This is a genomic window from Lacipirellula parvula, assembly GCF_009177095.1.
Lineage (GTDB): Bacteria > Planctomycetota > Planctomycetia > Pirellulales > Lacipirellulaceae > Lacipirellula > Lacipirellula parvula.
Map to the genome: position 1 here is coordinate 1,634,584 of NZ_AP021861.1, position 23,978 is coordinate 1,658,561.

At 63.4% G+C, this 23,978-nt stretch carries 18 protein-coding genes; 9 read left to right on the forward strand and 9 right to left on the reverse strand.

The window, feature by feature from the left end:
* The first annotated feature begins 70 nt into the window (after nucleotides 1-70).
* Nucleotides 71-838 carry a 3-deoxy-manno-octulosonate cytidylyltransferase gene (gene kdsB, locus PLANPX_RS06220; RefSeq protein ID WP_172991902.1) on the forward strand — a complete coding sequence of 256 codons (768 nt, stop codon included), beginning with the start codon at nucleotides 71-73 and terminating at the stop codon, nucleotides 836-838.
* 77 nt (nucleotides 839-915) lie between these two features.
* On the opposite strand, the gene PLANPX_RS06225 is transcribed toward kdsB, so the two are convergent.
* Entirely contained in the window at nucleotides 916-2,982 is a 2,067-nt protein-coding gene (locus PLANPX_RS06225) for an alpha-galactosidase (RefSeq protein ID WP_152097898.1), read from the reverse strand.
* A gap of 306 nt (nucleotides 2,983-3,288) precedes the next feature.
* Here PLANPX_RS06225 and PLANPX_RS06230 point away from each other — a divergent pair, with 306 nt between their 5' ends.
* Entirely contained in the window at nucleotides 3,289-4,317 is a 1,029-nt protein-coding gene (locus PLANPX_RS06230) for an SDR family oxidoreductase (protein ID WP_152097899.1), read from the forward strand.
* A 111-nt stretch (nucleotides 4,318-4,428) separates the two neighbouring features.
* Here PLANPX_RS06230 and PLANPX_RS06235 read toward each other — a convergent pair whose 3' ends face one another.
* Nucleotides 4,429-4,929, reverse strand: coding sequence for an NUDIX hydrolase (locus tag PLANPX_RS06235; protein WP_232536309.1), 501 nt, complete (start codon nucleotides 4,927-4,929; stop codon nucleotides 4,429-4,431).
* A 234-nt stretch (nucleotides 4,930-5,163) separates the two neighbouring features.
* Between PLANPX_RS06235 and PLANPX_RS06240 the strand changes: the two genes are divergently transcribed.
* From PLANPX_RS06240 to PLANPX_RS06250, 3 genes are all read left to right on the forward strand, one after another.
* The gene (locus tag PLANPX_RS06240; RefSeq protein ID WP_152097901.1) at nucleotides 5,164-6,252 is read left to right on the forward strand and encodes a metalloprotease; all 1,089 of its coding nucleotides are present in this window, start codon (nucleotides 5,164-5,166) and stop codon (nucleotides 6,250-6,252) included.
* 245 nt (nucleotides 6,253-6,497) lie between these two features.
* Nucleotides 6,498-8,201, forward strand: coding sequence for an HD-GYP domain-containing protein (locus PLANPX_RS06245; RefSeq protein WP_172991903.1), 1,704 nt, complete (start codon nucleotides 6,498-6,500; stop codon nucleotides 8,199-8,201).
* Between the two features lie 61 nt (nucleotides 8,202-8,262).
* Nucleotides 8,263-8,751: a hypothetical protein gene (locus PLANPX_RS06250; RefSeq protein WP_152097903.1), complete on the forward strand. Its 489-nt coding sequence runs from the start codon at nucleotides 8,263-8,265 to the stop codon at nucleotides 8,749-8,751.
* 150 nt (nucleotides 8,752-8,901) lie between these two features.
* On the opposite strand, the gene PLANPX_RS06255 is transcribed toward PLANPX_RS06250, so the two are convergent.
* Nucleotides 8,902-11,952 carry a VWA domain-containing protein gene (locus PLANPX_RS06255; protein ID WP_172991904.1) on the reverse strand — a complete coding sequence of 1,017 codons (3,051 nt, stop codon included), beginning with the start codon at nucleotides 11,950-11,952 and terminating at the stop codon, nucleotides 8,902-8,904.
* Nucleotides 11,953-12,482: 530 nt separating this feature from the next.
* Between PLANPX_RS06255 and PLANPX_RS06260 the strand changes: the two genes are divergently transcribed.
* On the forward strand, nucleotides 12,483-13,250 hold the full coding sequence (locus PLANPX_RS06260) for a class I SAM-dependent methyltransferase (RefSeq protein ID WP_152097905.1): 768 nt from the start codon (nucleotides 12,483-12,485) through the stop codon (nucleotides 13,248-13,250).
* A gap of 481 nt (nucleotides 13,251-13,731) precedes the next feature.
* Here the strand turns inward: PLANPX_RS06260 and PLANPX_RS06265 are convergent, their stop codons facing one another.
* From PLANPX_RS06265 to PLANPX_RS06275, 3 genes are all read right to left on the reverse strand, one after another.
* A complete protein-coding gene (locus PLANPX_RS06265) occupies nucleotides 13,732-14,874 on the reverse strand; it encodes a YbaY family lipoprotein (RefSeq protein WP_152097906.1) in 1,143 nt (380 codons plus the stop codon).
* A 191-nt stretch (nucleotides 14,875-15,065) separates the two neighbouring features.
* The gene (locus tag PLANPX_RS06270; RefSeq protein ID WP_152097907.1) at nucleotides 15,066-16,100 is read right to left on the reverse strand and encodes a PstS family phosphate ABC transporter substrate-binding protein; all 1,035 of its coding nucleotides are present in this window, start codon (nucleotides 16,098-16,100) and stop codon (nucleotides 15,066-15,068) included.
* A 384-nt stretch (nucleotides 16,101-16,484) separates the two neighbouring features.
* Complete coding sequence (locus PLANPX_RS06275) at nucleotides 16,485-17,081, reverse strand: hypothetical protein (RefSeq protein WP_194175118.1); 597 nt, start codon at nucleotides 17,079-17,081, stop codon at nucleotides 16,485-16,487.
* 475 nt (nucleotides 17,082-17,556) lie between these two features.
* Between PLANPX_RS06275 and PLANPX_RS06280 the strand changes: the two genes are divergently transcribed.
* The 3 genes from PLANPX_RS06280 (at nucleotide 17,557) to PLANPX_RS06290 (ending at nucleotide 22,044) form a co-directional block, all read left to right on the forward strand.
* Entirely contained in the window at nucleotides 17,557-19,440 is a 1,884-nt protein-coding gene (locus tag PLANPX_RS06280) for a UbiD family decarboxylase (protein ID WP_152097908.1), read from the forward strand.
* Between the two features lie 220 nt (nucleotides 19,441-19,660).
* On the forward strand, nucleotides 19,661-21,049 hold the full coding sequence (locus PLANPX_RS06285; protein WP_152097909.1) for an MBL fold metallo-hydrolase RNA specificity domain-containing protein: 1,389 nt from the start codon (nucleotides 19,661-19,663) through the stop codon (nucleotides 21,047-21,049).
* Between the two features lie 128 nt (nucleotides 21,050-21,177).
* On the forward strand, nucleotides 21,178-22,044 hold the full coding sequence (locus PLANPX_RS06290) for a TIGR00730 family Rossman fold protein (protein WP_152097910.1): 867 nt from the start codon (nucleotides 21,178-21,180) through the stop codon (nucleotides 22,042-22,044).
* An 84-nt stretch (nucleotides 22,045-22,128) separates the two neighbouring features.
* Here PLANPX_RS06290 and PLANPX_RS06295 read toward each other — a convergent pair whose 3' ends face one another.
* The 3 genes from PLANPX_RS06295 to PLANPX_RS06305 all read right to left on the reverse strand — a co-directional run bounded on the left by PLANPX_RS06295 (nucleotide 22,129) and on the right by PLANPX_RS06305 (nucleotide 23,909).
* A complete protein-coding gene (locus PLANPX_RS06295; protein WP_152097911.1) occupies nucleotides 22,129-23,166 on the reverse strand; it encodes a DUF1559 domain-containing protein in 1,038 nt (345 codons plus the stop codon).
* A 223-nt stretch (nucleotides 23,167-23,389) separates the two neighbouring features.
* Nucleotides 23,390-23,680: a type II toxin-antitoxin system RelE/ParE family toxin gene (locus PLANPX_RS06300; protein WP_152097912.1), complete on the reverse strand. Its 291-nt coding sequence runs from the start codon at nucleotides 23,678-23,680 to the stop codon at nucleotides 23,390-23,392.
* Nucleotides 23,673-23,909 carry an addiction module protein gene (locus PLANPX_RS06305; protein WP_152097913.1) on the reverse strand — a complete coding sequence of 79 codons (237 nt, stop codon included), beginning with the start codon at nucleotides 23,907-23,909 and terminating at the stop codon, nucleotides 23,673-23,675. The genes PLANPX_RS06300 and PLANPX_RS06305 overlap by 8 nt, the downstream gene beginning before the upstream one ends.
* Between the last annotated feature and the right edge of the window lie 69 nt (nucleotides 23,910-23,978).

Here is a 23,978-nt window from a genome sequence, read left to right on the forward strand (position 1 = left end):
CTTGGGATGCAGCGACAAACCGGTTACTTTTTCGGCCGCTAAGCCACCTCAACGCGAGTTTGATGCCGCTATGCCGACGCCAATTACCCCGCTTCGCCGGATTCTCGTCATTCCCGCCCGCCGCCGGTCGACGCGGCTGCCGGACAAGATGCTACTGCGGGCTGCTGGCAAGTCGGTCATTCAACATACGTACGAAGCGGCCCAGTCGGTTCGCCACGCCCAGTTGGTGCTGATCGCCACAGACGACGAGGAGATCGCCGCCGAGTGCCGCCGCTTTGGCGCCCCGGTGGTAATGACGAGCCCCGACTGCCCGAGCGGCACCGACCGAGTCGCCGAGGCGGTTGCCGGGTACCCCGCCGCTGAGATCATCGTGAACCTCCAAGGCGACGAACCCGACGCCGACGCGAAGGCAATCGACCGGCTGTTCGAACTCCTCGAATCGACCCCCTCGGCCGCAATGGCGACCCTGGCGACGCCGATCCGCGACCGCCACAAGCTGGACGACCCGTCGTGCGTGAAGGTGGTGTTCGCCGCCGACGGCCGGGCCCTCTACTTCTCGCGCAGCCCCGTCCCCCACGCCCGGGAATGGGACGACCGCCTGCTCGCCGCCGAGCCGGCGACCTTCCACCAGCACATCGGCATCTACGGCTACCGCCGCTCGCTGCTGATGCAGATGCCCAAGTGGCCGGTCAGCCCGCTCGAGCAAATCGAAAAGCTCGAACAGCTCCGCGTTCTTGAAAACGGCGAGTCGATCCTGGTCGCCGTCACGCAACGGGCGACCCGTGGGATCGACACGCCGGAAGACTTTGCCGACTTCGTTGCCAGGCGCGCAGCGTAGGTCAGGCTTTCGTCTGACGGGCAGTACGCTGCGGCCTGGACGATCGCTTGGCAGAAGTAGTTCGGCTAAACCCCGAACTACTTGGCGGCCTGTTTCGTCAGGAACAGCACGTCGGCAGTGCGCGGCTTAAGCTTCACTTCAAGCCCTTGGTCCATCAGCACGGCGCCTGATTCGGTCCAGCTCTTGTCGGAGCCTTGCGATTCAATCTCATACTGCGCTGCTGGATCGAGTCCGCGCAAGCGGAACGTTTGCGTCGGCTGCGTGTTCTCCTCGCGGCGGAACGCCTGTACGACGCCCTTGCCGGTTTCGGGGTTGTTGAACTCCCACGCGATCCAATCCTTCGACGAGATCGAGTGCCGCGTCAGCGGGTAGTAGTCGCCCATGTAGAGCTCGCCAATGCGGGCATGCTCGGCGGAGAGTTCCCGCAGCTTGTCGTAATCGAGCGTTTTGTCCCGCATGTCCCAGGCAGCGGTGAGCGAATTCGCCACGTGGCTGCGGAAGTCGTACTCGTTGATCCCCTCGGTCGTGTTCTGGCCGATGGCGCTCTTGCCGACGAGTGTGCCGTTGCCGTAGTAGGGCAACCAAGAGGAAATCCCGTGCGTGTGCCCCTGTTGGCCGATCGGCTCGAACAGGTAGTCGCTGCGAATCAGCGGCACGCTGCGGCGCAGGGTTTCCAGATCGAGCCGCCGCCCGCCGCTGGAGCAGGTGTCGATGCGCAAGTGCGGGTGATTGGCCAGCAAGCCGTCCCAGTAGGCGAGGTAGCCTTCGACGTAGTGGTTCTCGGTGATGCCTTGCCGATCTTCGGCTTCGCCATTCCGCCAGTACATGAGCGGGTCCATGTTGAAGTCTTGGCGGTAAAGATCGATCCCTTCGCTTTCGATCAAGCCGCTAATGTGCTTGATCGCCCAATCGAGCGCCTCGGGATTGCCGAGGTTGAGGAGTTTCCAACCGTCGAGGTAGCTTTGGTCGCCCGGGTTCGGCAGCGGGCTGAGCAGCCACTGCGGCCGTTCTTTGTCGAGCCAAGTTCCCGCGGCGACTCGTTCCGGCTCGAACCAGACGATCGCCTTCACTCCCTTCGAGTGGGCGTGGTCGGTAATGGCGCGGAGGCCGTTGGGGAATCGCTTTTTATCGACTTCCCACGTGCCGGTGGTCACCCAATTGCCGTCGTTCACGTACCAGCCGGCGTCCATCCACCAGTAGGCCAGCGGCAGCTTCTCTTCGAGATAGCGATCGATCATCTGCTTTTGATTTTCTTCATTCGCGTTGATCATTTCCGCAAACTGATGAGAGCTGTTGGCCAGCAATTGCTGCCCCGGCAGTTTGCCGTCGACCCGCGGCACGTTGTGGGCCACCATCCAGCGGCGCCATGCGTTCTGCCCGTCGACCCAATCGCCCGCGTACCACTGGAGGACCATCAGCGGAGTGCGTGCCGTCTCGCCCGGCGTCAGCTTGAAGTTGGCGTTTTCCTGGCCAGCGCGAATCGCGAGTCCAGTCGTGCCGTCGCGGTCGAACGACGCATTCCACTGCCCCGGCCAGCCAATCGCCACGATGAGTCCCGTGTTGCCCCAGTTCACATTGAAGTACGGCCAGCAGCCATTCGTGCCGCGGCCGCCGAACGAACGGAAGGTCGCCGACGTCCGTTGCGTCAGGCCCATTTCGTAAGGTTCGAAGTCGTTCTGCGCGACGTAGGAACCCTTCATATGGTGCAGAATCGTTTGCGCGTTGGTCGGCACGGTTTGATGGATGTCGAGCCCCTCGATGGCCGACAGCACCGGCGTATCTTTGTCACCCTTGTTGGTGAACCGAACCGTCCATTCGATGTTGGGGTAGTCGGAGTACTTAACGACGACAACCCTCGTCTCGAGTCCGGTCGTCTCGTCGGCCCACACGATCGTGCGCTCCGTGCGACCGCCCTCGAGCTGTTTGTCTTCGCTCGAACGCTTCGCGCGACCCAGCACCGTGGCAGACGACTCTTCGCCCAGCTTGAAGCTGAACGGGAGCTTCGAGACGTCCTCGCCGAAGCCGGCGTCGAACCACTGCTGAGCGATGTTTAGCTCGTTTTCGTAACCGGCTTCAACCCGCGTTGCGTCTGCCAACAATCCCAGCGCGAGGCTTAGTCCAAGGAGAAATCTCACCATTGCCATGTGATGTACCTGGGCGGATCTGAGGAGAAATAGTCCGAGCGAACCAGCGGCGAACGCGAGAGGCGTTCGGCCTGAGGTGTTCGTTCACGTTTTCAAGAAAGGAGATTCGGCGTGGGCCGTGAAGAGAGTGGTCGCTGCGTTAATTGTAATACAGTTAATTGTAATACAATTGTGTCGTTCAGCAAAGTAGCTGCGAGGAATCGAGATCGCAGGACCTAGCCGCACCGACGCTAACCTGCTGCACCGTAGTGAGTTCCCGCCCGCTGTGCAGTGACAGGTCGGTCTCGCGTGCGGTACAGTAGGTTGATGTTCCCTGCAGGCGATCCAGTCCCCGAAATCCCGCTCCCGCTGCTCATCACCGGCGTCGCCGGCGTGGCCGGATACAACGCGTTCGACTACTTCTCGCAGCGGTATCCTGGCCGGGTGATTGGGATTCGGCAGGCCGACAATTGGAAGCTCTCGGCGCCCGGCATCGTCGCGTGCGACGCAGAGGATCGCGAGGAACTGAACCGGTTGTTCGATCGCTGGCAGTTCGGTTCGGTGCTCGATTGCGCCGGCAACTGTGCACTGCGGGCGTGCGAACTCGACACGCGGCTTGCCTGGCGGACGAACGTCGAAGGGCTCGTCAATCTCGCGTCGATCATCGTCGAACGCAACGTGCGGCTCGTGCATGCGTCGATTGATCTCGTCTTCGCCGGTCGCGACGGCGGCAGCTACGTCGAGGGCGATCCGACCGACCCGGTGACCGTCTACGGCAAGACGATGGTCGCCGCCGAGCAGGTGCTGTTCGATTGGTTGCCGCAGGCGTGCACGGTGCGGATCTCGCTGCCGATGGGCGTCAGCTTCAACGGGCACGCGGGGGCGATCGATTGGATTCAGTCGCGGTTCAAGAAAGGTCGGCCCGCAACGCTGTACTTCGACGAGGTGCGTACGCCGACATACACCGACTGCCTCAACCGCTTGTTCGAGCGACTGCTGGCAAGCGATCTCGCCGGTCTCTATCACGCCGGCGGACCAACCCGGCTGTCACTGTACGAGATCGCCCAAGTCGTCAATCGCGTCGGTGGCTACGATCCGAAGACGCTGATGGGCTGCCTGCGGCATGCCGCCGGGCCAATCCCGCCGCGAGCCGGCAACGTGGCGATGGACTCGACGAAGCTGTCGGTCGCGCTCGGCATCGAACCGTTCACCCCATGGCCGTATGACGAATCGCTTGTGCCCACCGGGCCGGAGTGGCACTACGAGCGTGGCCCAGAGCGCGGCTCACCAGAGCTGATCGCGGAGGTGCTCTACCGCAATCCGTACTACGCCACAGTGAACCAGCGATTCGCTTAGGGCTTAGATATCGTCTTCCTTTGCGCCTTCGCGCCTTTGCGTGAGACAATTCTTTGCTGATCTCACGCAAAGGCGCGAAGGCGCAAAGAATACGGAGCGAGTCGATAGCGACTAGCGTGCTCGGAGCCGGTCCCACATCAGTAGCGCGCAGATCGTCTTCGCATCTTCAATCTCGCCGCTCTCGACCATCGCGATCGCCTCGCTCCACGGAACTACTAGATTGTCGATGTTCTCCCCCGCCTCGCGGGCGTGCTCGCCGGCGGTGAGGCCCTCGGCGACGAACGAATGCATCTGCTCCCGCAGGATGCCGGGCGACATGTAGAACGCCGGCATCTCCCGCCAACGCTCGGCCGTGTAGCCGGTCTCTTCCTTCAACTCGCGGACGGCCATCTGCAGCGGCGTTGCCGGCGGCTCCATCGTGCCGGCGGGAAGTTCGACCAGCGTCTTGCCGACGGCCACTCGTTCATTACGAATGAGACAGACATGATCGTCGTCGACCATCGGCAAAATGACGACGGCGCCAGGGTGAATGATCACTTGCCGAGGGCGGTTGCCTCCCTGCCGCGTCGCCTGCATCACCTCAATCACGTCGAACCGAGAGGTTGATAGCAAGAGACGACCATCTGCGGACGACGAATCCATTTGGCTGACTCACGAAACCAGGCAGTTTGGGTAATGACGCCGACGCCCCGCCGGCTCGCTCTCACGGGCTCCCGCAGGGGCCTTTCCCTCGGCAAAACCCGAACATTGTTTGCCACTCTGAGGGGCGACTGATAGGATAGCGAAATCGGGCCGCCGCTGTCGAACCGCTCGGATTTCGACGCGCCGGAGGAGGCGAGAGGCAAGATGAATCGCAGCGCCGCAGGTAGTTGGAGCTTCAGCTTAGGCCGTTGGCGCGGCGTCGAAGTTCGTTTGCACGTCCACTTCCCGATCCTCGTATTGCTGACGCTCTGGCTCGCCAGTTTGCCGACCGTTGGTCGCGTCGGCGACAACGAAGTCTTCACCATTCCGAACGCCAGCCTGGGCCTGGTGATTCTGTTGGCGAGCGTCCTGCTGCACGAAGGGATGCGGGCGCTCGCCGCGCGCCGCGTCGGCGGGCGGACGAACCTGATCGTCATCGGCCCGACCGGGGGTTGGTCACAGCCTCACTTGCCGTCCGATCCGCCGGCCCACCTCGTCACGGCGATGGCAGGTCCGCTGACTTACTTGGTGATCATCATCTCCGCGGCATGCGGCTTGGCGATCGCCGGCGAAGACAATTTGCTCCATATCTTCTCGCCATTTGCACCGCGATTCACCCATCAAGATTCGCTCGGCATGATGGCCCTGCAGATCACGGTTTGGGTGAATACCTGGCTGCTGCTGGTGAACTTGCTACCCGTGCAGCCGTTCGACGGCGCCGAGGTGCTGCGGAGCATCCTCTGGCCGCTGGTCGGCCGAGCATCGGCGTCGGCTTCATCGGCTCACATCGCGTATGGCGCCGCTCTCGTCTCGGCGGTGTTGGCGATCACGTTCCAAGATCAGCAGCTAAACGAATTCGTTCCGCAGTGGCTGCCGCTGGCGCTCCTTTCCGTGCTGCTCCTCTACGGCGGCAACCGTGCCGCTCGCCAACGGCAGTACGATGTAGGTCTCGACATCGACCAGTGGGAGTCGGACGACGAGCAGTGGCTCAATGCCGAATGGATCGACGACGATCGCACCGCCGTCTTGGTCGAGCATCTGCAGCAGAAGCAACAGGAAGTCCTCGACCGTAAGCGGCGGGAACGCGAAGATCGCGAGGATGCGCGGGTCGATGATATTCTCGCCCGGATGCATGAGGTTGGATTCGACCAACTGAGCGAAGAAGAGCAGGCGGTGCTCAAGCGGGCGAGCCGTCGCTACCGGCAACGGCAGCAGCGCGTGGAAGACGTTCCCGGGCGTCCTGGCGCAATCTAAGCCCTCTTCCTGCTCTCCCCAATCTGGGGGATTGCGCGGCGGGCAGTGGTTCCGCCGATGAGGCCGGCGGCCTCATAACCGATACAGTCGCACCAAACGCGGCTATGCACCTCAGGTTCAGCGGCGACCCACACCGCTGCCAGCAACAGCCTGTCCTATGTTTGCAGTGCAGCGATCTCGGTGCGCGCTGGAGTTTCCAGGTCGGCGCCGGCTGCTTACAACCACCACGCTACCTGTCACCTCCGTTGAACCTCACGCTCCCAGAACTCGAAGCACGCCCAGACGGCGCCGATTCACCGGCCGCGGCGGCGTTGCGCGGTCGTACGGAGCCAGCGCTACCTCGCGCCGCATTGCGAGCGCTTGAGGCGGCGTTCAATCAGCCGTTCCTGCTGATCGACGTCGAGAGCGGCGAGTTGAACTACGCGGCCCCGCATGGGTTGATCTGCGATTTTTACCAGCGGTTGCCGCTCATTCAAGAGGTGGTCAACCGCGGCTCGGCGGAGATCGTCGACGAAGAGTCGCCGCTGACGATGATTGCCGTGCCGTTGCGGCAGATGGAACAGGGGCCGCAGCTCGCCGCCATTGGCTTGATCCTGACCTCGCCCGTCGCCGACGAAGCGGAAATCCTCTCTGCGGCTCGCGTCTTCGGGATCGACTCGCGGCGGGCGTTCGCCTGGGCTCAGCAGAACGAGGCGTGGAACCCCCGCGTCGCGCTGCAGCTGGCTGAATCGACAATCGATAACATTCATCAACGAACCAAACTCGCCCACCTAGAGCGCGAGATCAGCGAGGCGGTCGGGCATGCCCGCGATTCCTGCGTGGAGCTCGGCCTGCTCCACCGGTTGGCCCGCGGGCTCGATGTTTCACAGGGGCCGGACGATTTGTGGCGGAGCGCCGTGTCGTGGCTCGCGGAAGCCGTGCCGGCGCAGTGCATCGTCGCGGTGGCTCGCTGCAACGGCGAAGGGGTGCAGATTCCGCTGTTCGGCGAGAACGGCCCGGCCGAACGTTACTTCGGCGAGTATCCGGTGGAACCGCGGGCGCTGAGCGACATGATGGAACGGCTCGGCGGCGTCGCGCGACGGTCGCTGGTGCTGAACCGTGCTCACACCTCGGCGCCGACTTGGGAATACGCCACAATCCGCGAGCTGGCGAGCGTGCCGATCTTGCAAGGGACGCGGCTGGCAGGTTGGCTGCTGGCGATCAACCACGCCGGCGTCGATGGCGACGAGTTCTGCGAGTTCGGCACGGCCGAGATTCGGCTGCTCGAAAGCGTCAGCACGATCCTCGGCGTTCACCGCCACAACACCCACCTGTTCGCGCGGCAGGGCGACCTGTTCGCGGCGTCGGTGCGGGCGCTCACCTCGGCGATCGATGCGAAGGATCCGTACACGCACGGTCACAGCGAACGCGTTGCCCGCGTGGCGGTCTGCATCGCTCAGGAGCTGGGGCTCGACAAGGAACTGCTCGATACGATCTACCTCGGCGGGTTGCTGCACGATATCGGCAAGATCGGCATCGATGACAACATCTTGAAGAAGGCGGGCCCGCTGACGCCGGACGAGCACGACCACATCAAACGCCACCCGCAGCTGGGGTACGACATCCTCAGCGGCGTGACGCAACTGCAGAAGATCTTGCCGATCGTGCTGCATCACCACGAGTCGTGGGACGGCAGCGGCTATCCTCACGGACTGACGGGCGAAGCGACGCCGCTGATTGCCCGCATTGCCGCGGTAGCCGATGCGTTCGACGCGATGTCGAGCGATCGTCCCTATCGTCGCGGCATGGCCGACGAGCAGCTGGATGAAGTGATCCGCGGCGGCGCAGGCCGGCAGTGGGATCCGAACGTCGTCGATGCGTTCTTTGCGTGCCGCGATCAGATTCGGCGGGCGGCGCACGATCAGTTGATCGGGGCGGTTCCGCTGGACCCGTTGCGGTGGATAGACTAGGCGTTCTCCGCGTAGAGCGGGACGCGAGAGTCATCTAACGCACTTCTAAGCGGGAGCTTCTGTGGCACGTGATGCCCGTGATCGAGAGGATCTGTTGCGCGATGCGCGGGGGCTATCGCCGCGCGTGGAGCTCGTGGTCGGGCAGGGGAGCGAGGCCTTCACGTTCTTCGCTGGCTTTCGCGGCGAGTCGTTGAGTCTCTACTTTGGCCATGACCGCGTTTATCACTTCAACGATCGCGGCGAGTTGCGGCGTGCTTATCTGGATGACGTGCTGCTCAAGGCGGAGCAGGGGAGGCTCGTGGCGATGAGTCGTGAGCGGTCGGCTAGCGAGGTGTCGCTTGTTAGTCGGGAGTTGTCGGTGGTTGAGGCTCGCATGTTGCTACATGAGCTGAAGGATTGGTTGCGGGCGCTTAGTGAAGCGTTGGCGGCGGGGGCGTATGAACTGGTCGGCGAGGAGCCGCTGGGTAGCGGGGTGATTGAGCGGTTAGTTGGATGGTTGCGCGCGGGGGGCGATGAAATTCAGATCGCGACATCTCCTCGAGTTAGTTAAAGCCCTGAGAATGTTTGTCTTTGTGGTCCCCTCCCCTTGAGGGGGAGGGTTAGGGAGGGGTGAAAGAAGCGGGTACCAGCGTTCCACCCCCTCCCCAGCCCTCCCCTCAAGGGGGAGGGAGCCACACATTTCATTGTGGGGCTAGACTCGCTACTTGCCGTTTTGCGGGTCGTTCCAGACTTGCTTCTTCGCTTTGAGCAGCCGCTCGGTGTACGACTCGGGTTGAGCGTCGTTCTCTGGTTTGAGCGAAGGCTTCGCTTGCTCTTTGCGCGGCGTGGCGGCGCCGGCGAGCGGTTCGGCGCCAACGGTGGGGGCAGCGCCAGCAGTGGGGGCCGATTCATCCCACTCGAAACGGGTCGCGGCGCGGCGTTCGTCGAGTTGGCCGCTGATTTGCGCCTTGCGGCTTTGCAGGCGGGACATCGTCTCGGGAGCTTCGGGGGCCTTGCTCCGCCGCAGCACCTTGTCGCGCACGGCGGCGAGCGGGACGAGAATCCACGCCGGATCAAACTGCACGCGGCGGATGAAGACGTCGCCCCAGAAGAGGCAGGCGCCGGTCACCACGAGCCACGGCCAGATCGGTTGGTTTGACGAGGCTCGCTCTTGGTCGCGACGGAACGGGTTTTGTTCCGGCGTGAACGGCGAGCTTGCCGCGGCGAGGCCATCCTCGATCAGCACGCCGCTTTTGCCGTTCTTCGGCGCGAGGACGGCGAGCGAGCGGAGGAGCGACAGGTTGGTTTCTTGATCGCGATACTCGGACGAGTAGCCGACGTTTACGCCGGTGCGGATCGGGGCCACGCCGCCGCCGGGGTTCACGACGACCAAGTAGCTGCCGGCTTGGGCTGAATCGAACTCGCCGACGTAGCGGCCGGGCGCCACTTGCTCGACCTGCACGGGGATCGTCGACATGTCGGGAGCGATCGCCGCGGCGGTGATCGACTGCTGATTGGCGAAGTTGTCTTCGGCGTCGAGGGCGGTGACGACGAGTTCGGTCTTGCCGTCGCGGAGGTTCGCGGCGACGGTGTAGTTGCCGGTGTCACCTGTGGGACGCATCGCCCAGCGGACGATCTGGGCGAAGAACTTGTCGTAGCCTTCCCAGGTGGTCCACGCGGTGGCCCAGCGGGCGCCGGCGTCGGTGGTGAGCGCGACCGCCTTGCCGGAGCCGTAGGTCCAAGTGGCGAGCACCGTGGCGTTGTCGGGCGTCGCGGGAAGCGGGCTCCGCAGTTGCACTTCGACGAGCGGGTTTTGCTTGACGCTCGTGAGAACGAAGCCTTTGATCGGCGGGACGCCGCCGTCGAGGCCGCGGAGGAGTTCGCTGTCGGGCGTGAGAATCTGCGGCGTCACCGGTTGCGGCGGCTCGTAGACGAGCGGCCGGGCGACGCGGCGAACTTCGCGGAGAAAGATTCGCGGCAAGGCCCGCGGGTTTTGCACGAAGTAAAATTTGCCGCCGCCGCGGTTGGCGATGTTGGTGAGGAGCGGCACGTTGGCGTCGGCGCCGACGGCGACCGCGGTGACCGAAATCTTCGCTTGCCGCATGCGGCGGACGAGTTCGTCGAACTTTGCGTCGGGCGTTTGGCCGTCGGTGAGCACGATCATGTGCTTCACGGCGGCATTGGCTTTTTGCAGATCGTTGAAACCCTGCACCATGCCGGGGTACATGTCGGTGCCGCCGGCGGAGGCGATCGCGTCGATGCGCTTGGCCACGGTGCGATAGTCCCCGACGACGCGGAGGGGAACCGACTTGTACGGGGTGTCGTCGAACGCGGTAACGGAAATGTAGTCGCGGCGGCCCATCGTCTTCACGGCGGCGATCGCGGCGGCCTTGCTCATGGCGAGCTTCTCGCCATCCATCGAGCCGGAGCGGTCGATCACGATCGCCAGCGCCCCGACCGGCACCACCTCGGCGTTCTTGATTTGGAAGTCGACCGGCATCGCCTCTTCGAGCTCGGTATTGGCCCAGCCGCCGGCGCCGTAGCTGTCGGGGCCGCCGATCATGATCAGGCCGCAGCCGAGTTCGCGGGTGTTGCGGACGAGCATCTTGATTTGCTCGTCGCTGAAGCTGGTGCCGCTGTCGGCGTCTTCGATCGAGCTGCGGGAGACGTTGGCGAGGATCACCGCGTCGTACCGCTGCAGTTCGGCCAGCGAGTTGAAGAGGTTGTCGGTCGCGGTGACTTCGACTTCGAGGTCTTGCGTCCGCAGGCGGTCGACGAGGAAGTCGAACTGCCCCTTGGCGTCGGCGTTCTCGATCAGCAGGACGTTGCCCTTGCCGCGAATGTGGGTGAACGCCGAGGCGACGTTGTTTTGGGCCATGCCGTCGGCCGCGGGATCGGCAGGGACGAAGCGGGCTTCGTAGGTGTAGAAGTCGGACTGATCGATTTCTTGCTGGATCGTGAAGACTTGCTTGCCGGGCGGAATCGTCACTTCTTCCTCGGCGACGACCTCCTCACGCTGGCCGGCTTTGCGAATGACGACTAAGCGACCGGCGATCGCTTCGTCGGAACCTTCCGGCGCGTCGTTGCGGAGGACGACCCGCATATCGAACGGTTGGCTGCGGCGGATGTTCGCGGGGAGATCGACCTTTTCGATCGAGATTTCGTTGCGAGGTTCGAGGTAGACGGGAACGACATCGATGCTGACGCCCCCCTCGGCGGCGGCGCGGGCTTCGCGGTGGGCGTTGCCGAGGTTCTCGTTGCCGTCGGAGAGGAGGACGATCCGCTTGGCGGCGTTGGGGGGGAAGAGGGCTTTGGCTCGCTGGATGGCGGAGGCGAGGTCGGTGTACTCGGGATTGGGGAGCGACTCGAGCCGGCCGGGGACGCCGCGGTCGGCGGAGATGATGGGGACTTCTACCGCCGCGTCGCGGCCGAATGCGATCACGGCGAAACGATCGTCGCGGAGCGTGCTTCGTTCGCCTTCGAGCGAGGCGTCGACGTACTTGAGCATCGCCTGGCGATCGTTCGCGGGGATGCTGAGCGACTGGTCGAGCAGGTAGACGACCGTGAGCTCGTCGCTTTCGCGACGGTACTGGGCGTCGGCGAGTGCAAGGATGATCGCCAGGGCGACGAGCGAGCGAAGCGTTAGGGCGATCCATCGACGCCACGAGCCAAGGCTGGAAAGGCTGCGGTGGCCGAGCCAGAAAAGCACCGGGATCAACGCCAGCAAGGCGAGGTAGCCAGGGCGGTCGAAGACGATCGAGTGCTGAAACATGTTGGAATGATAGAGCGGACGGTGGATTCGGCGAAGCGGCCCGGTTGGTAGGGGCGTGTTAATGTCGTGTCGCGTCTGATGTCGCCTCATGTCGCGAGGTGTATTTTAGGCGACACTAGCTGTTAAGCTGGGTTGTTTTGTGTTGTAACCTGCTGGTGTGAATTGGTTTGTGGCGGCGGCTTAATGTCGCATCTGTCGTGTCGCTTGATATGTCGCTTGTGGGAGGCGTCTCCGACGCCGATTCCACTCTCTACTACACACAGCTCCGGTTGTGCCGCGTTGCTTCGGGGTCGGAGACCCCTCCCACAAATTTTCCTGGCGCGTCATCTTGAGGGGAGTGAAGTGATCAGCGGACGATTCGAACTGCTCGAACCGCTCGAACCGCTCGATTCTTCACTGCGTTCAAGATGACGACGCGCTCAATGGAGACTCGCACAGGCCGCGCGGAGCACCGCCTGGGGCATCTTCGAGCTTAGCGATCTTAGTGGCCGTTTTCATCACAAAAACGGCGAGATTTGGAAGGGGGAGCGATGGCGGGACAGTTGTCGACCGAGCGGTTTTCGAATCGGGTGGAGGATTACGTTCGCTACCGGCCGCAGTACCCAGCGGCGGTGCTGGACGTGCTGCGTGAAGAGACCGATTGGCAGCCGACTTGGACGATCGCCGACATTGGCGCCGGGACGGGGATCTCGGCGGAGATGTTCCTCAAGCATGGGAACGAAGTGATTGCCGTCGAGCCGAACGCTCCGATGCGCGAGGCGGCGGATAGGTTGCTCGCGGGGTACCCCAAATTCCGCAGCGTGGCGGGAACGGCGGAGGCGACGACGCTGGCCGACAGTTCAGTCGACGCGGTGACGGCGGCGCAGGCGTTTCATTGGTTCGATCCGCCGCGAGCGGGCGCGGAGTGCCGGCGGATTCTCCGGCCGGGCGGGTGGGGCGTGCTGTTGTGGAACACGCGGAGAGTCGACGCGACGCCGTTTGCCCGCGAATACGAGTCGCTGCAGAACAAGTTTGACATCGACCCGCAGCGAGCGCGGCACGAACGCGTCGACCCGGCGCGACTCGATCAGTTTTTCGGCGCCGGGAATTGGCGGAAGCGAGCGGTCGACAATGAACAGCGGCTGACGCTCGCCGGGCTGCAGGGGAGGGCGAAGTCTTCGTCGTATCTGCCGGCCGACGGCGATCCGAAGCAGCCGGCGATGTTGGCGGAGCTGGAGGCGTTGTTCAATCAACACCAGCGGGAAGGGGTGGTGGTGATTGAGTATGACACGGAGGTTTATGTGGGACGGATGCGGTAGGCGGTTACGAGCGCGCGGTGCAAAAAATTGAATGTTGAGGTTCCCTCCCCTTGAGGGGGAGGGTTAGGGAGGGGTGACGGAAGCGGGTACCAGCGGTCTACCCCCTCCCCAGCCCTCCCCTCAAGGGGGAGGGAGCCAGAGGTTTCATCCAATTGGGGCGTCCAGTCTTACGGCTGCAGACGCATCACGTCGCGAGCGAACCGGAAAGAACGCCAGCGGCGTTCAAGCATTCAGCCCAGGGTTGATCGCGCGAGCGATCTACCCTGGGGGCAATGCGACCAATCGAATTCCAACCCTGTAGGGGTTGCGACTGTCCGCAAGCATCGCAGCACGATTCAACCCTTACAGGGTTGCCTAACGGATCGTCCATGGAAACCCAGGGTAGATTGCTGCGCAATCAACCCTGGGCTGGATGATTGAATCCCGTTGGGATTCCAGGATGAAGGTTACGAATCGCGAGCGTGGCGACGAGGCCTAGCCGCTACGGCTGCAAACGCATCACGTCGCGGACGAAGTCGGTTCTGGCGCCGCCGTATTGTTGGTACTGGGAGACGAACTGCTGCATTTCCGCCGCCGTCGGTTGGCGGCCGAGCAGCGTTTGGTAGAGGGCGGCGAGGTAGGGATCGCGCTGGTTGCCCATGCGGTCGAAATACTCGGGGCTGCCGAGGATGTAGGCCTGGATGTCTTGCGGCGATTTGCCGGCTTGCAGGTAGTTCTGCCAGGCGTTGAGTTCCGTCGGCAACGCGTCGCGGCGGAGGTACTGCTTGTACCACTGGTTGATCTGATCGAGTTGCCCGACCGCGTAGGTGTTGCTCGGCGGGACGTTGGCGCCGACCTTCACGAGGTTTATTTGAATCGGGGCGGTGTTGCTCAGCAGATTCACCGGAATGGCCGCTGAGCTTTGCAGCAAGATCTTGCCGTTGTCGACGAGGTAGGCGTCGACGGCGTACTTGTGGTCCGGGTAGATCTGCGTGCGGTCGACGGCAATCGCGAACGGAATCGGCGGGTGCTTCGGATTGGTGATCACTTGCTTGCCGACTTCGACGTTTTGCCAATTGGGGTAGGTGACGTCGCGAAGGCGGACGGTGAGCACGGCTTGCTGCGTGAGCGTGACGCGTTCCTTGCAGGTAATTTCGCCGCGGACGCTGGCGGCGTTTTGCTGCGCGAGCGTGACGGGCAAGTTCTGCAGGCGGCGGTTGCGGTTATCGAAGACTAGGAAGTCGACTTTGCCGTTTTGGTCGACGCGGCGGCGGATTTCATCGCCGAGGTCGAACAGGGCGCCTTCGACGTAGCCGACTTGGAAGCCGTCGACGTTGACGATGATGTCGCCGTTCTCCAGCCCCGCCTGCTGGGCTGGCATGCCGGCTTCGACGTCGGTGAGGACGACGCCGGTGTCGACGTTTTGGATGGCGACGCCGAGCCGCCAGGAGTTGGGCTGGGCGTTCCACGAGGGGATGGCGGCCGTCGACGGCAGGAGACTGGGGGCGGCGCTCCAGGCCTCGCTGAGGTCGCGGCTGCGGGCCGAAGCTTGGGTTGCGGTTTGAGCGACGGTGTGTTGGGCGGCGGCACTCACGGTGAACGCGGTGGCGAGCGTGAGTACGTTGAGACGCAAAGTCGGCGTCATGGATGTGGCTCCTGAAGAGGCGGGCAGCTTAGATTTTTAGGAGTCGTTGGTATTGAATCGTTGTGTTTCTGGTCCCCTCCCCTTGAGGGGGAGGGTTAGGGAGGGGTGACTGAAGCTGGTACCAGCGTTCCACCCCCTCCCCAGCCCTCCCCTCAAGGGGGAGGGAGCCAGAAAGCTTTTTGTTGGAAACGCTAGTGAGCCCCGGTCCAGCCTAAGGCGTCGCGCGAGGCGAGGACTTCGTCGCGGCGGAGCGGTAGCAGGCCCGCCTTCACCGCGTCTTCCTGGCCTGAGCGACTCAGCACGTAGCGGAGCAGTTCTTCGGTCATCGGCGGCATCGGCTTGCCGGCTTCCCATTTCACGACGACGTACAGCTGGCGGACGAGCGGGTAACGGGGATCGACTGCTTCGCCCATCTTCGGGGCGGGAACGACTTCGCCGGTGTTCAGCACGAGCGGCAGGACCTTGCCTTTCGTGGCCGGGGCGAGCGAGAGGCTGAGGTAGCCGACGCCGCCGGGGTCTTTGGTGACGGCTTCGCAAATTTGGGCGTAGCCGTTGCAATCTTTGCCTGCGCGGCTCTTGGCGCCTTCGCCGAGGAAGCGATTCACCAGGTAGCCCCAGGCGCCGGTGCCGGTGCTGCGGCCGTAGAGGTTGATCGGCGTCTTGGCGAGCGAGCCAGTGACGCCGACGTCGCCCCACGTCTTGGCGCCAGGGTTCTCGGCAGCCTCGGGATCTTGCAGGATTTTTACCCCCTGCTCCATCGTCAGCTGCTCGAGCGGGTTGTCGGGATGGACGACGACGCCGAGGACGTCTTTCGCCGTGGCGATGGCGACGATGCCGCCTTGCTTGAGCTCAGTTTCGGTGAGAGGGCGGCTGATGAGGCCGATTTCCATCTCGCCGGCGCCGAGCTTCGGCAGGACTTGGCCCGATTCGAACATTGCGACGTCGAGTTTGGCGTCCGGGTGGATGTGCTTCAGGCCGTCGGCCCAGAGGAGGGCGAGCTGGTTCATCGCCGACGAACCGGCGACCGAAAGCTTGCCGCTGATGGGCGCCTTCGGCAGATACGGCGGCAGGCCGCCGAGGAGGTCGGCCTCTTGCGCCGGAACCGCGGCGACGGCGTTGGCGAGATGGGGCTCGACCGCATGCAGCGGCGCGGCGGTGAACGCCATCAGCGTGGCGATGGCCAAGAATGTCGCGAGACGACGCGACACGTGCGTGCGAATTCCCATTTCGCTTCCTCCCAGATGAATCGGCTAGCTCCGTCCGACGAGCACGGATGGCTCGTCGGGGCCGATCATAACGCAAAACTGGGGGGGCTGGGGAGAGGAATCCGGAGTGGGGGAGTGAAGAGTTTGTGGGCGAGGGTGCTAGCAGTGCGAGTGTGCGTTGTGCACGCGGCTGGTCCCGGGCTATCGAGCTCACTTAGCAATACGCTGTTGAAACCTCAAAGGAAATAGAACCTTGAGGTCCCCTCCCCTTGAGGGGGAGGGGTGAAAGAAGCGGGTACCAGGGCGCCTCCCCCCTCCCCAGCCCTCCCCTCAAGGGGGAGGGAGCCAGAACTTTTACTGGTGACTCATAAGCGGTGGTGGACGACCCCCGGGCGCAGCCCGGGGCTAGACGCGGGCTTTCGCTTTCGAGCCGCTGTGCGCTTTGCCGTTGCTCGACGGGGCGAGCAGGTAGCTCATGTCGCCGAGGCGGTCGAAGGTGATCAACTCGGCGAGGCCGGCGGCGGCGAGTTCGGGCCCGCCGACGTAGCGACCGGGGTTGATCCACTTGTCCATGAGTTCGACGGTTGAACCGAACAGCCCGGCAAGAAGGATGTCCATGTCTTTTTCGAGCTGGCCGAAGTGGCGGGCCCACTCGGCAGCTTCGGCGAGGCCGACGTTTTCTTCGCTCTGCCACCGCATCGGGTGGAACAGCAAGACGCTGCAGGGGGTGACGAGCCGCTTTTGGCAGGCTGCGAACGGCCACAGCGCGGCGGACGAGCATTCGCCGGTGACGATGCCGGTGGCCCGCAGGCCGCGGATCTTGATGAGCGTCATCAACGACATCGCGCAGTAGGGGCTGCCGCCGGGCGAGTCGAAGTAGATGAGGCACTCGCCGCCCGGTTCGATGTCGAGCAAGCGATCGGTCAGCTCCGACTCATGTTCGGTGAGGTCGCCAACGAGGGCAATTTCCGGAATGCGATCGTCTTGTTCTTCCTGGCTCATGCGTGTTTCGCTTGCCTCGTCGATGTCGTGTGGGGCTAGATCGGCATCTTAATGTCGGAGCGGCGAATTCCCCAGGGGGACGCTCCGGCACTAGAAAATTGTAGGTCTATTGTGCGAGAACCGCCACGATTTGGGCGGTTCTGTGCGCTCGGGCGAGGGCGTCGCTAGCGGAACGGTTGTTGCCGCTATCCGCTGCGGGCCTTGCGTCTTAGCATAAACAGTCGCGGCGGCGGCCGGCTGGGCGACCCCCTCTGCGGAGTTGCGAAAAAGTGGCGGCGGCTGCCGGTGGTAGCGGTTTTGGGGGTGAGAGTGGGGTGCGGGCGGTTGTGCGCTGCGAGTTGGTTAATGGTCGAAGAAATGGGACGCGGGTGAGTGCGGTTGCGGCGAGGGATGGGCGGACTTGGTTTTGGTTCGCTCCGGCGGCTCGTTGAGCCGCGGCTACTGGCGTTTTTTCACTGTTTGAGATTGATACGGCATGTCTTACGCCAGTCTTCGTGAATGCGTCGATGATCTTGAGCGGCGCCGGCAGTTGGTGCGGATTGAGTCGCCGGTCGACGCCCATTTGGAGGCGGCGGCGATTCATCGTCGCGTCCATGCGGCCGGCGGGCCGGCGCTCTACTTCGCGAACGTGACCGGCTGCCGGTTCCCGATGGTGAGCAACCTGTACGGGACGATGGAGCGGACGCGGTTGATGTTCCGCGATGCGCTGCATGGGGTCGAGCGGCTCGTGCAGTTGCGGGCGAATCCACAGGCGGCGGCGAAGGAGTTTTGGAAGTATTGGCAGGCGCCGCTCGATGCGCGGTTCATGCTGCCGAAGTCGGTGACCAGCGGGCCGATTTTCGCGGGGCAGACGACGCTCAGCCAGTTGCCGCAGATGCAAAGCTGGCCGCGCGACGGCGGGCCGTTCGTGACGCTGCCGATTGTGTACAGCGAAGACGTCCGCGAGCCAGGACTGCGGCGTTCGAACCTTGGCATGTACCGCGTGCAGCTGGCGGGGAACCAGTACCAACGCGACGCAGAAATCGGTCTCCATTATCAAATTCACCGCAGCATTGGCGTGCACCACGAAGCAGCACGGCGGGCGGGCGAGCCGTTTCGCGTGAACGTCTTCGTCGGTGGGCCTCCCTCACTGGCGGTCGCGGCGGTGATGCCGCTGCCAGAAGGAATGAGCGAACTCGGCTTTGCGGGGGCGCTCGGCCGCCGGCGGGTGCGGATGATTCGCCGGCCGGGGGCGCTGCCGATCATGGCTGATGCCGATTTTTGCATCGTGGGGACGATCGACCCCGACCGCTTGCTGCCGGAGGGGCCGTTCGGCGATCACCTCGGTTATTACAGCCTCGCGCACGACTTCCCCGTGCTGAAGGTTGAAGCGGTGTACCATCGCCGCGATGCGATTTGGCCGTTCACCGTCGTCGGTCGGCCGCCGCAGGAAGACACGATGTTCGGGGAGTTGATTCACGAACTCACGGGGCCGATGATTCCCGTCGTGCTCCCCGGCGTGAAGGGCGTCAATGCGGTCGACGCGGCGGGCGTCCACCCGCTGCTGCTGGCGATCGGCAGCGAGCGGTACATGCCGTTCTTGGGGACGCCACAGCCGCAAGAGTTGCTAACGCAGGCGTGTGCGATTCTCGGGCAGGGGCAACTCTCGCTGGCGAAGTATCTCATGATCGTCGCCCAGCAGGACGATCCGAATTTGCGAGTCGACAACATTCCGGCGTTCCTGACGCATGCGCTGCAGCGGGCCGATTGGCGCCGCGATTTGCACTTCCACACGCAGACGACGATCGACACGCTCGACTACTCGGGCGCCGGGTTCAACGCTGGTTCGAAGCTCGTGATCGCCGCCACAGGGCCGAAGCGGTTTGAGTTGGCGACAGAATTGCCGCCGATGATGCCCGTACCGAACGGGTTCCGCCATCCGCGGCTGGTGATGCCGGGCGTGTTGGCGGTCGAGGGGCCGCGTTGCCCGGCGCCGTCGTTCGACTACGACGAGTCGGTTCGCGCGCGGACCGAGGCTCGCGACGCAACGGCAGGGGCGATGCGGCAATTCGTGCGCGATCTCGACGTTGCCCACCCGATGAACCAGTTCCGGTTGATCGTCGTCGTCGACGACACGCAGTTCGTGAGCGAGTCGCTCAACAACTTCTTGTGGGCCGTGTTCACGCGTTCGAACCCGGCGGACGACGTGTATGGCATCGACGAGTTCACGAGCGAAAAGCACTGGGGTTGCCGAGGGGCTCTGATCATCGACGCGCGGGTGAAGGCGCACCATGCGCCGGTGCTGGAGGAAGATCCGGAGATCTCGCGACGAGTCGACGCCCTCGGAGCGCTGGGCGGGCCGTTGCATGGGATTATCTAAGAGAACGATTGAACCACGACGGCACAACGTGCACGACGAAAGATTACATTCTTTAATTCATTTGCGCCTTTGCGTGAGACATCGTTCTGATTGATCTCACGCAAAGGCGCTAAGACGCAAAGAGAAAACGAAGATTACGTATGAGTCGTCGTGCCCGCCGTGTCGTCGTGGTTAGTCTTCCGCAGCTAGTCGCCGCCGTAAAACAGGGTATTCTGACTGCATGGCAACACTGACTTTTCACGGCGCCGCGCGCACTGTTACCGGGTCGAAGTATCTGCTCGAGGCTGATGGGGCCCAGGTGCTCGTCGATTGTGGGTTGTTCCAGGGGCTCAAAGAACTGCGGGAGCTCAATTGGAAGCCGACGCCGTTTGATGTGCGGGCGGTTGATGCGGTCGTGCTGACGCATGCCCACCTTGATCACGTCGGCTACCTGCCGCGGATTGTGAAGCAAGGTTTTAATCGTCGCATTTACGCGACCGATGCGACGCGCGATTTGGCGGAGATTATTTTGCTCGACTCGGCGAAGTGCCAGGAGCAGGATGCGGCGTACGCGAACCGCAAGGGATTTTCGAAGCATCAGCCGGCGCTGCCGTTGTACGATGACCGCGACGTCGAGCGGACGCTGAAGCTGTTTCAGCCGGTGCCGCGCGGCGAGTGGTTTACGCCAGCGGCGCCGATCGCGATGCGGTTTCACGATGCGGGGCATTTGCTCGGCTCGAACATGATCGAGGCGGAGATTCGCAACCGGCCCGATCCGCTGCGGATTTTGTTCTCGGGCGATGTGGGCCGCTATGACGGGCCGCTCTATCACGACCCGGCCCCGCCGCCGGAGTGCGACTATCTCGTTTGCGAAAGCACCTACGGCGATCGCGAGCATCCGGAGACGTCGATTCTCGACGCGCTCGAAGAAGTCGTGCGGCGGAGCGTGAAACGGGGCGGCGTCATGCTGATCGCGGCGTTTGCCGTGGGGCGGGCGCAGCAGCTGCTCTACTTGTTTCAGTTGCTGAAGTCGGCGGACCGCATGCCCGACATTCCGATTTTCATCGACAGCCCGATGGCTTGTGACGCGACGGCCGTCTATCGCGAGCATAGCGAAGACCACGATCTGAGCGACGGCGTCCTCGATCCCGACCACCCCGCGCTCGGCGGCCGGAAGGTGATCCTCGCGCGGACGGCGGCCGAGTCGAAGAAGATTAACCAAACGGCCGGGCCGGCGGTGATTATTGCCTCTAGCGGCATGATGACGGGCGGACGGATCGTGCATCACCTGAAGCAGCGGATGCCCGATCCCCGGAACACGATCATCATCGGCGGTTACCAGGCGGTCGGCACGCGTGGGCGATTGATCGAAGATCACGCTCCGTTCGTGCGGATGTTCGGGCAAGATGTGCCGCTGCGGGCGGCGGTGGAGAAGATTCCGGGGCTGAGCGGACATGCCGATCGGAGCGACTTGCTGCGATGGCTGGGGCAATTGTCGCACGCGCCGAAGCAGACGTTCCTCACTCATGGCGAACCGCACGCGGCCGATGCGCTGGCGGAAGAACTGCGAACGACGCGCGGCTGGAACGTGGCGACGCCTGCATTGGGTGAAAAGGTTCAGCTAGATTAGTCAATCGTGTGAATACAGATCTCACGCAAAGGCGCGAAGGCGCAAAGAAATGCGAGAGAATCGTTTCTAGGACCCGTTTTACTTGTGTTCCTTTGCGCCTTCGCGCCTTTGCGTGAGATAATTCTTCAATGAACAACGAAAATGAGGTGACGCAAAGAGAGAACGTCGAGCGAAATCGCCAAGCGATTCTCGCGTCCCCTAGCTATCGGCTCGCCGAGCTTGATCTCGATTTCATCGGCCGGCCCGAGCAGCGGCCGGTGCGGATGCAGTTGGAACTCGACAAGGCCGAGACGGTGCTGCGGGAGCATGGCATTCGCTCGACCGTGGTGGTGTTCGGCGGGACGCAGATCGTGCCGCTAGAGGAAGCCGAAGCTCGGCTTGCCGCGGCGGAGGCGTACTCACTGGAGAATCCCGATCTGCCGCAGGCGAAGCGGGATGTGCAGCGGGCGAAAAGCCGGTTGGCGAAGAGCCACTACTACGACGAAGCCCGGCAGTTTTCGCGGCTCGTTTCGGAGTTCTGCCAACAAGGCGCCAAGTGCGATCTCGTGGTGATGACCGGCGGCGGGCCGGGGATTATGGAGGCGGCGAATCGCGGCGCCTTCGACATCGGCGCCAAGTCGATTGGCCTCAACATCGTGCTGCCGCATGAGCAGGAGCCGAACTCGTACATCACGCCGGAACTTTGCCTGCAGTTCCATTACTTCGCGATGCGGAAGTTCCACTTCATCTTGCGGGCGGCGGCGCTGGTGATTTTTCCCGGCGGCTTCGGCACGCTCGACGAACTGTTCGAAGTCCTCACGCTGCGACAGACGGGCCGGATGCAAGAAATTCCGATCATTATGTACGGGACAGACTACTGGAACCGCGTGATCAACTTCCAGGCGCTGGCGGACGAGGGCGTCGTGGCGGACGATCATTTGAAGCTGATCCACTTCGTTGACTCGCCGGAAGAGGCTTGGCGGCTGGTGGTGGAGTTTCATCGCCTGGGGCCGTGACCGAATGCGTTGGGCGCACGAAAAAGGCTCGGCGGGTTGAACCGCCGAGCCTGCTGACAATCGTTTGCTGCGGGCAGCAAGTGCTTAGAGCGAGCTCGAGTCGGTCATGTCGCCTTCACCGCGGGTGATCAGGGTTCGCATCACTTGCGGGGCGATCGACTCGTTCAGATAGTGGGCGCTGCCGTCGGCGTACACCGCGTCGGCGCCGCCGGGGTGGAACGAGAAGATCTCGTCGTTCGGGCCGCAGTTGTTCGTCGACCAGCGGCACTCCTCCGGGCCGTTGACGGGCGTGGCGTAGTTGTTGATCACTGGCTTCAAGTTCGCGGCCGTCGAGGTCGGCGGGCCGGAGACGCCGTTGCCGGTGTCGGGTTCAGCCCACCGATTGATCGCGCGGTAGCCGCTGGGAGTTTTGTCGGCGGCATTCGGGATTTCATCGTATTTCGATTTCGTGAACGGCTCCATCTCTTCCCAATTGCGGCCGGCGTCCTCGGCGAGGGCGATCGTGTTGCTCGTGCCATCGCTGATGAGGGCCATCTTGGCGGGGACAAGCGCGAGGGCGCCGTCGGCACGCGAGGCGATGTTATCGCGGACGCCGGTGGTGGGATGGATGTCGGTGTAAACGGTCGGCATGAAGTCGGTGCCGCCGTAGCCGGCCGGATCGGGCTGGCGGATGGAATTCGAAGGGCAGAGGAATGCTTCGATTTGCGTTTTGGCGGCGATCTGGTTCTGCGGGGCGGCGAGGTCGTTGTAGCCGTACTTCAAGTTGAACTGAGCGGCGACGGCCGTTTGTTCGAGGTAGGGCAAGATCTGCGTGAAGGTCGAATGGCGATCGAAGCCGGTTTTGGGCGCCGCCGGGTCAGACCAATCGGTCCCTTCGCCGCCGGAGGGGAGCAGCTTTTTGGCCGACTCGAAGTTGAGAATGCCGAGGCCGATTTGACGGGAGTTGTTGAGGCATTGCGAGCGGCGGGCGGCCTCGCGGGCGGCTTGCACTGCCGGCAGCAGCAGAGCCACGAGCACGCCGATGATGGCGATGACGACCAGCAGTTCAACCAGGGTGAAGGCGCGGCGGGGAGAGATGGAGACGCAGCGGCGGAGTGAGGCGGTCGAGGGGCTCGACGACATAGATCAACTGCCTTTTGGGAGGGCCGATCGAGGCGTGGCTGCGGTGAAATGGCTGGCCACGAGAGAACCGCGATCGAAGTGCTGGCAGATTGTGGGGCGCCTGCATGAAGAGTGAGTGAAGGGGGCATGAATTCGGTGCGCGGGGGGGAGGTTGTGGTGCGCAAATGGCGGTAAGTGCGTTTCTGAAGGGTGGGAGGACGCAATCGAGCGCGTCGATTGCCGGCTACCGTCCCTGCCAATACTCGGGTTCGCGGCTCGTATGAGCAACGGCGACAACGGTGAGATAGGTCGCGTCGTTGCGATAGATGATCTGATACGGGAAATGGCGCATCAGAAAGAAGCGATGGCGGGCGTCGCACTTGGCGAATCGTTCAGGAGTCGCCGCGATCAATCGCAGCGATTGATCGAAGTCGTCGTCAAATCGTTGAGCAACTCGCGGGCTGCGTTGAGCGTACCATGTGAGCGCCTCGGCGTATTCCTGCTCAGCCGGCGAGGAGACGACGATCTCAACCATCGAGTCCCGCCTGGCGGCGAACTCGAGCGCGGACTTCGTCCCAAGGAGCTACCGCGATCTCGCCGGCGTCGATGGCGTCGCTACGTCGATTGGCTTCGGCCATCCAGGCTTCCGATGGCAACGGCCAAGCCTCAGGGGGGGTAGCGTCCCAGAGGGCGTGGATAAGTTGCAGGCGCTCCGTTGACGGGAGGAGTTGGGCGGCGGCGAGGATGTCTTGGAGCGTGGACATCGTGGTTGGACGAAAGGCGGTTGGCGTGCGACGTTCTTGAAATTGTACAAGTTGCGAACGAATGGTGCA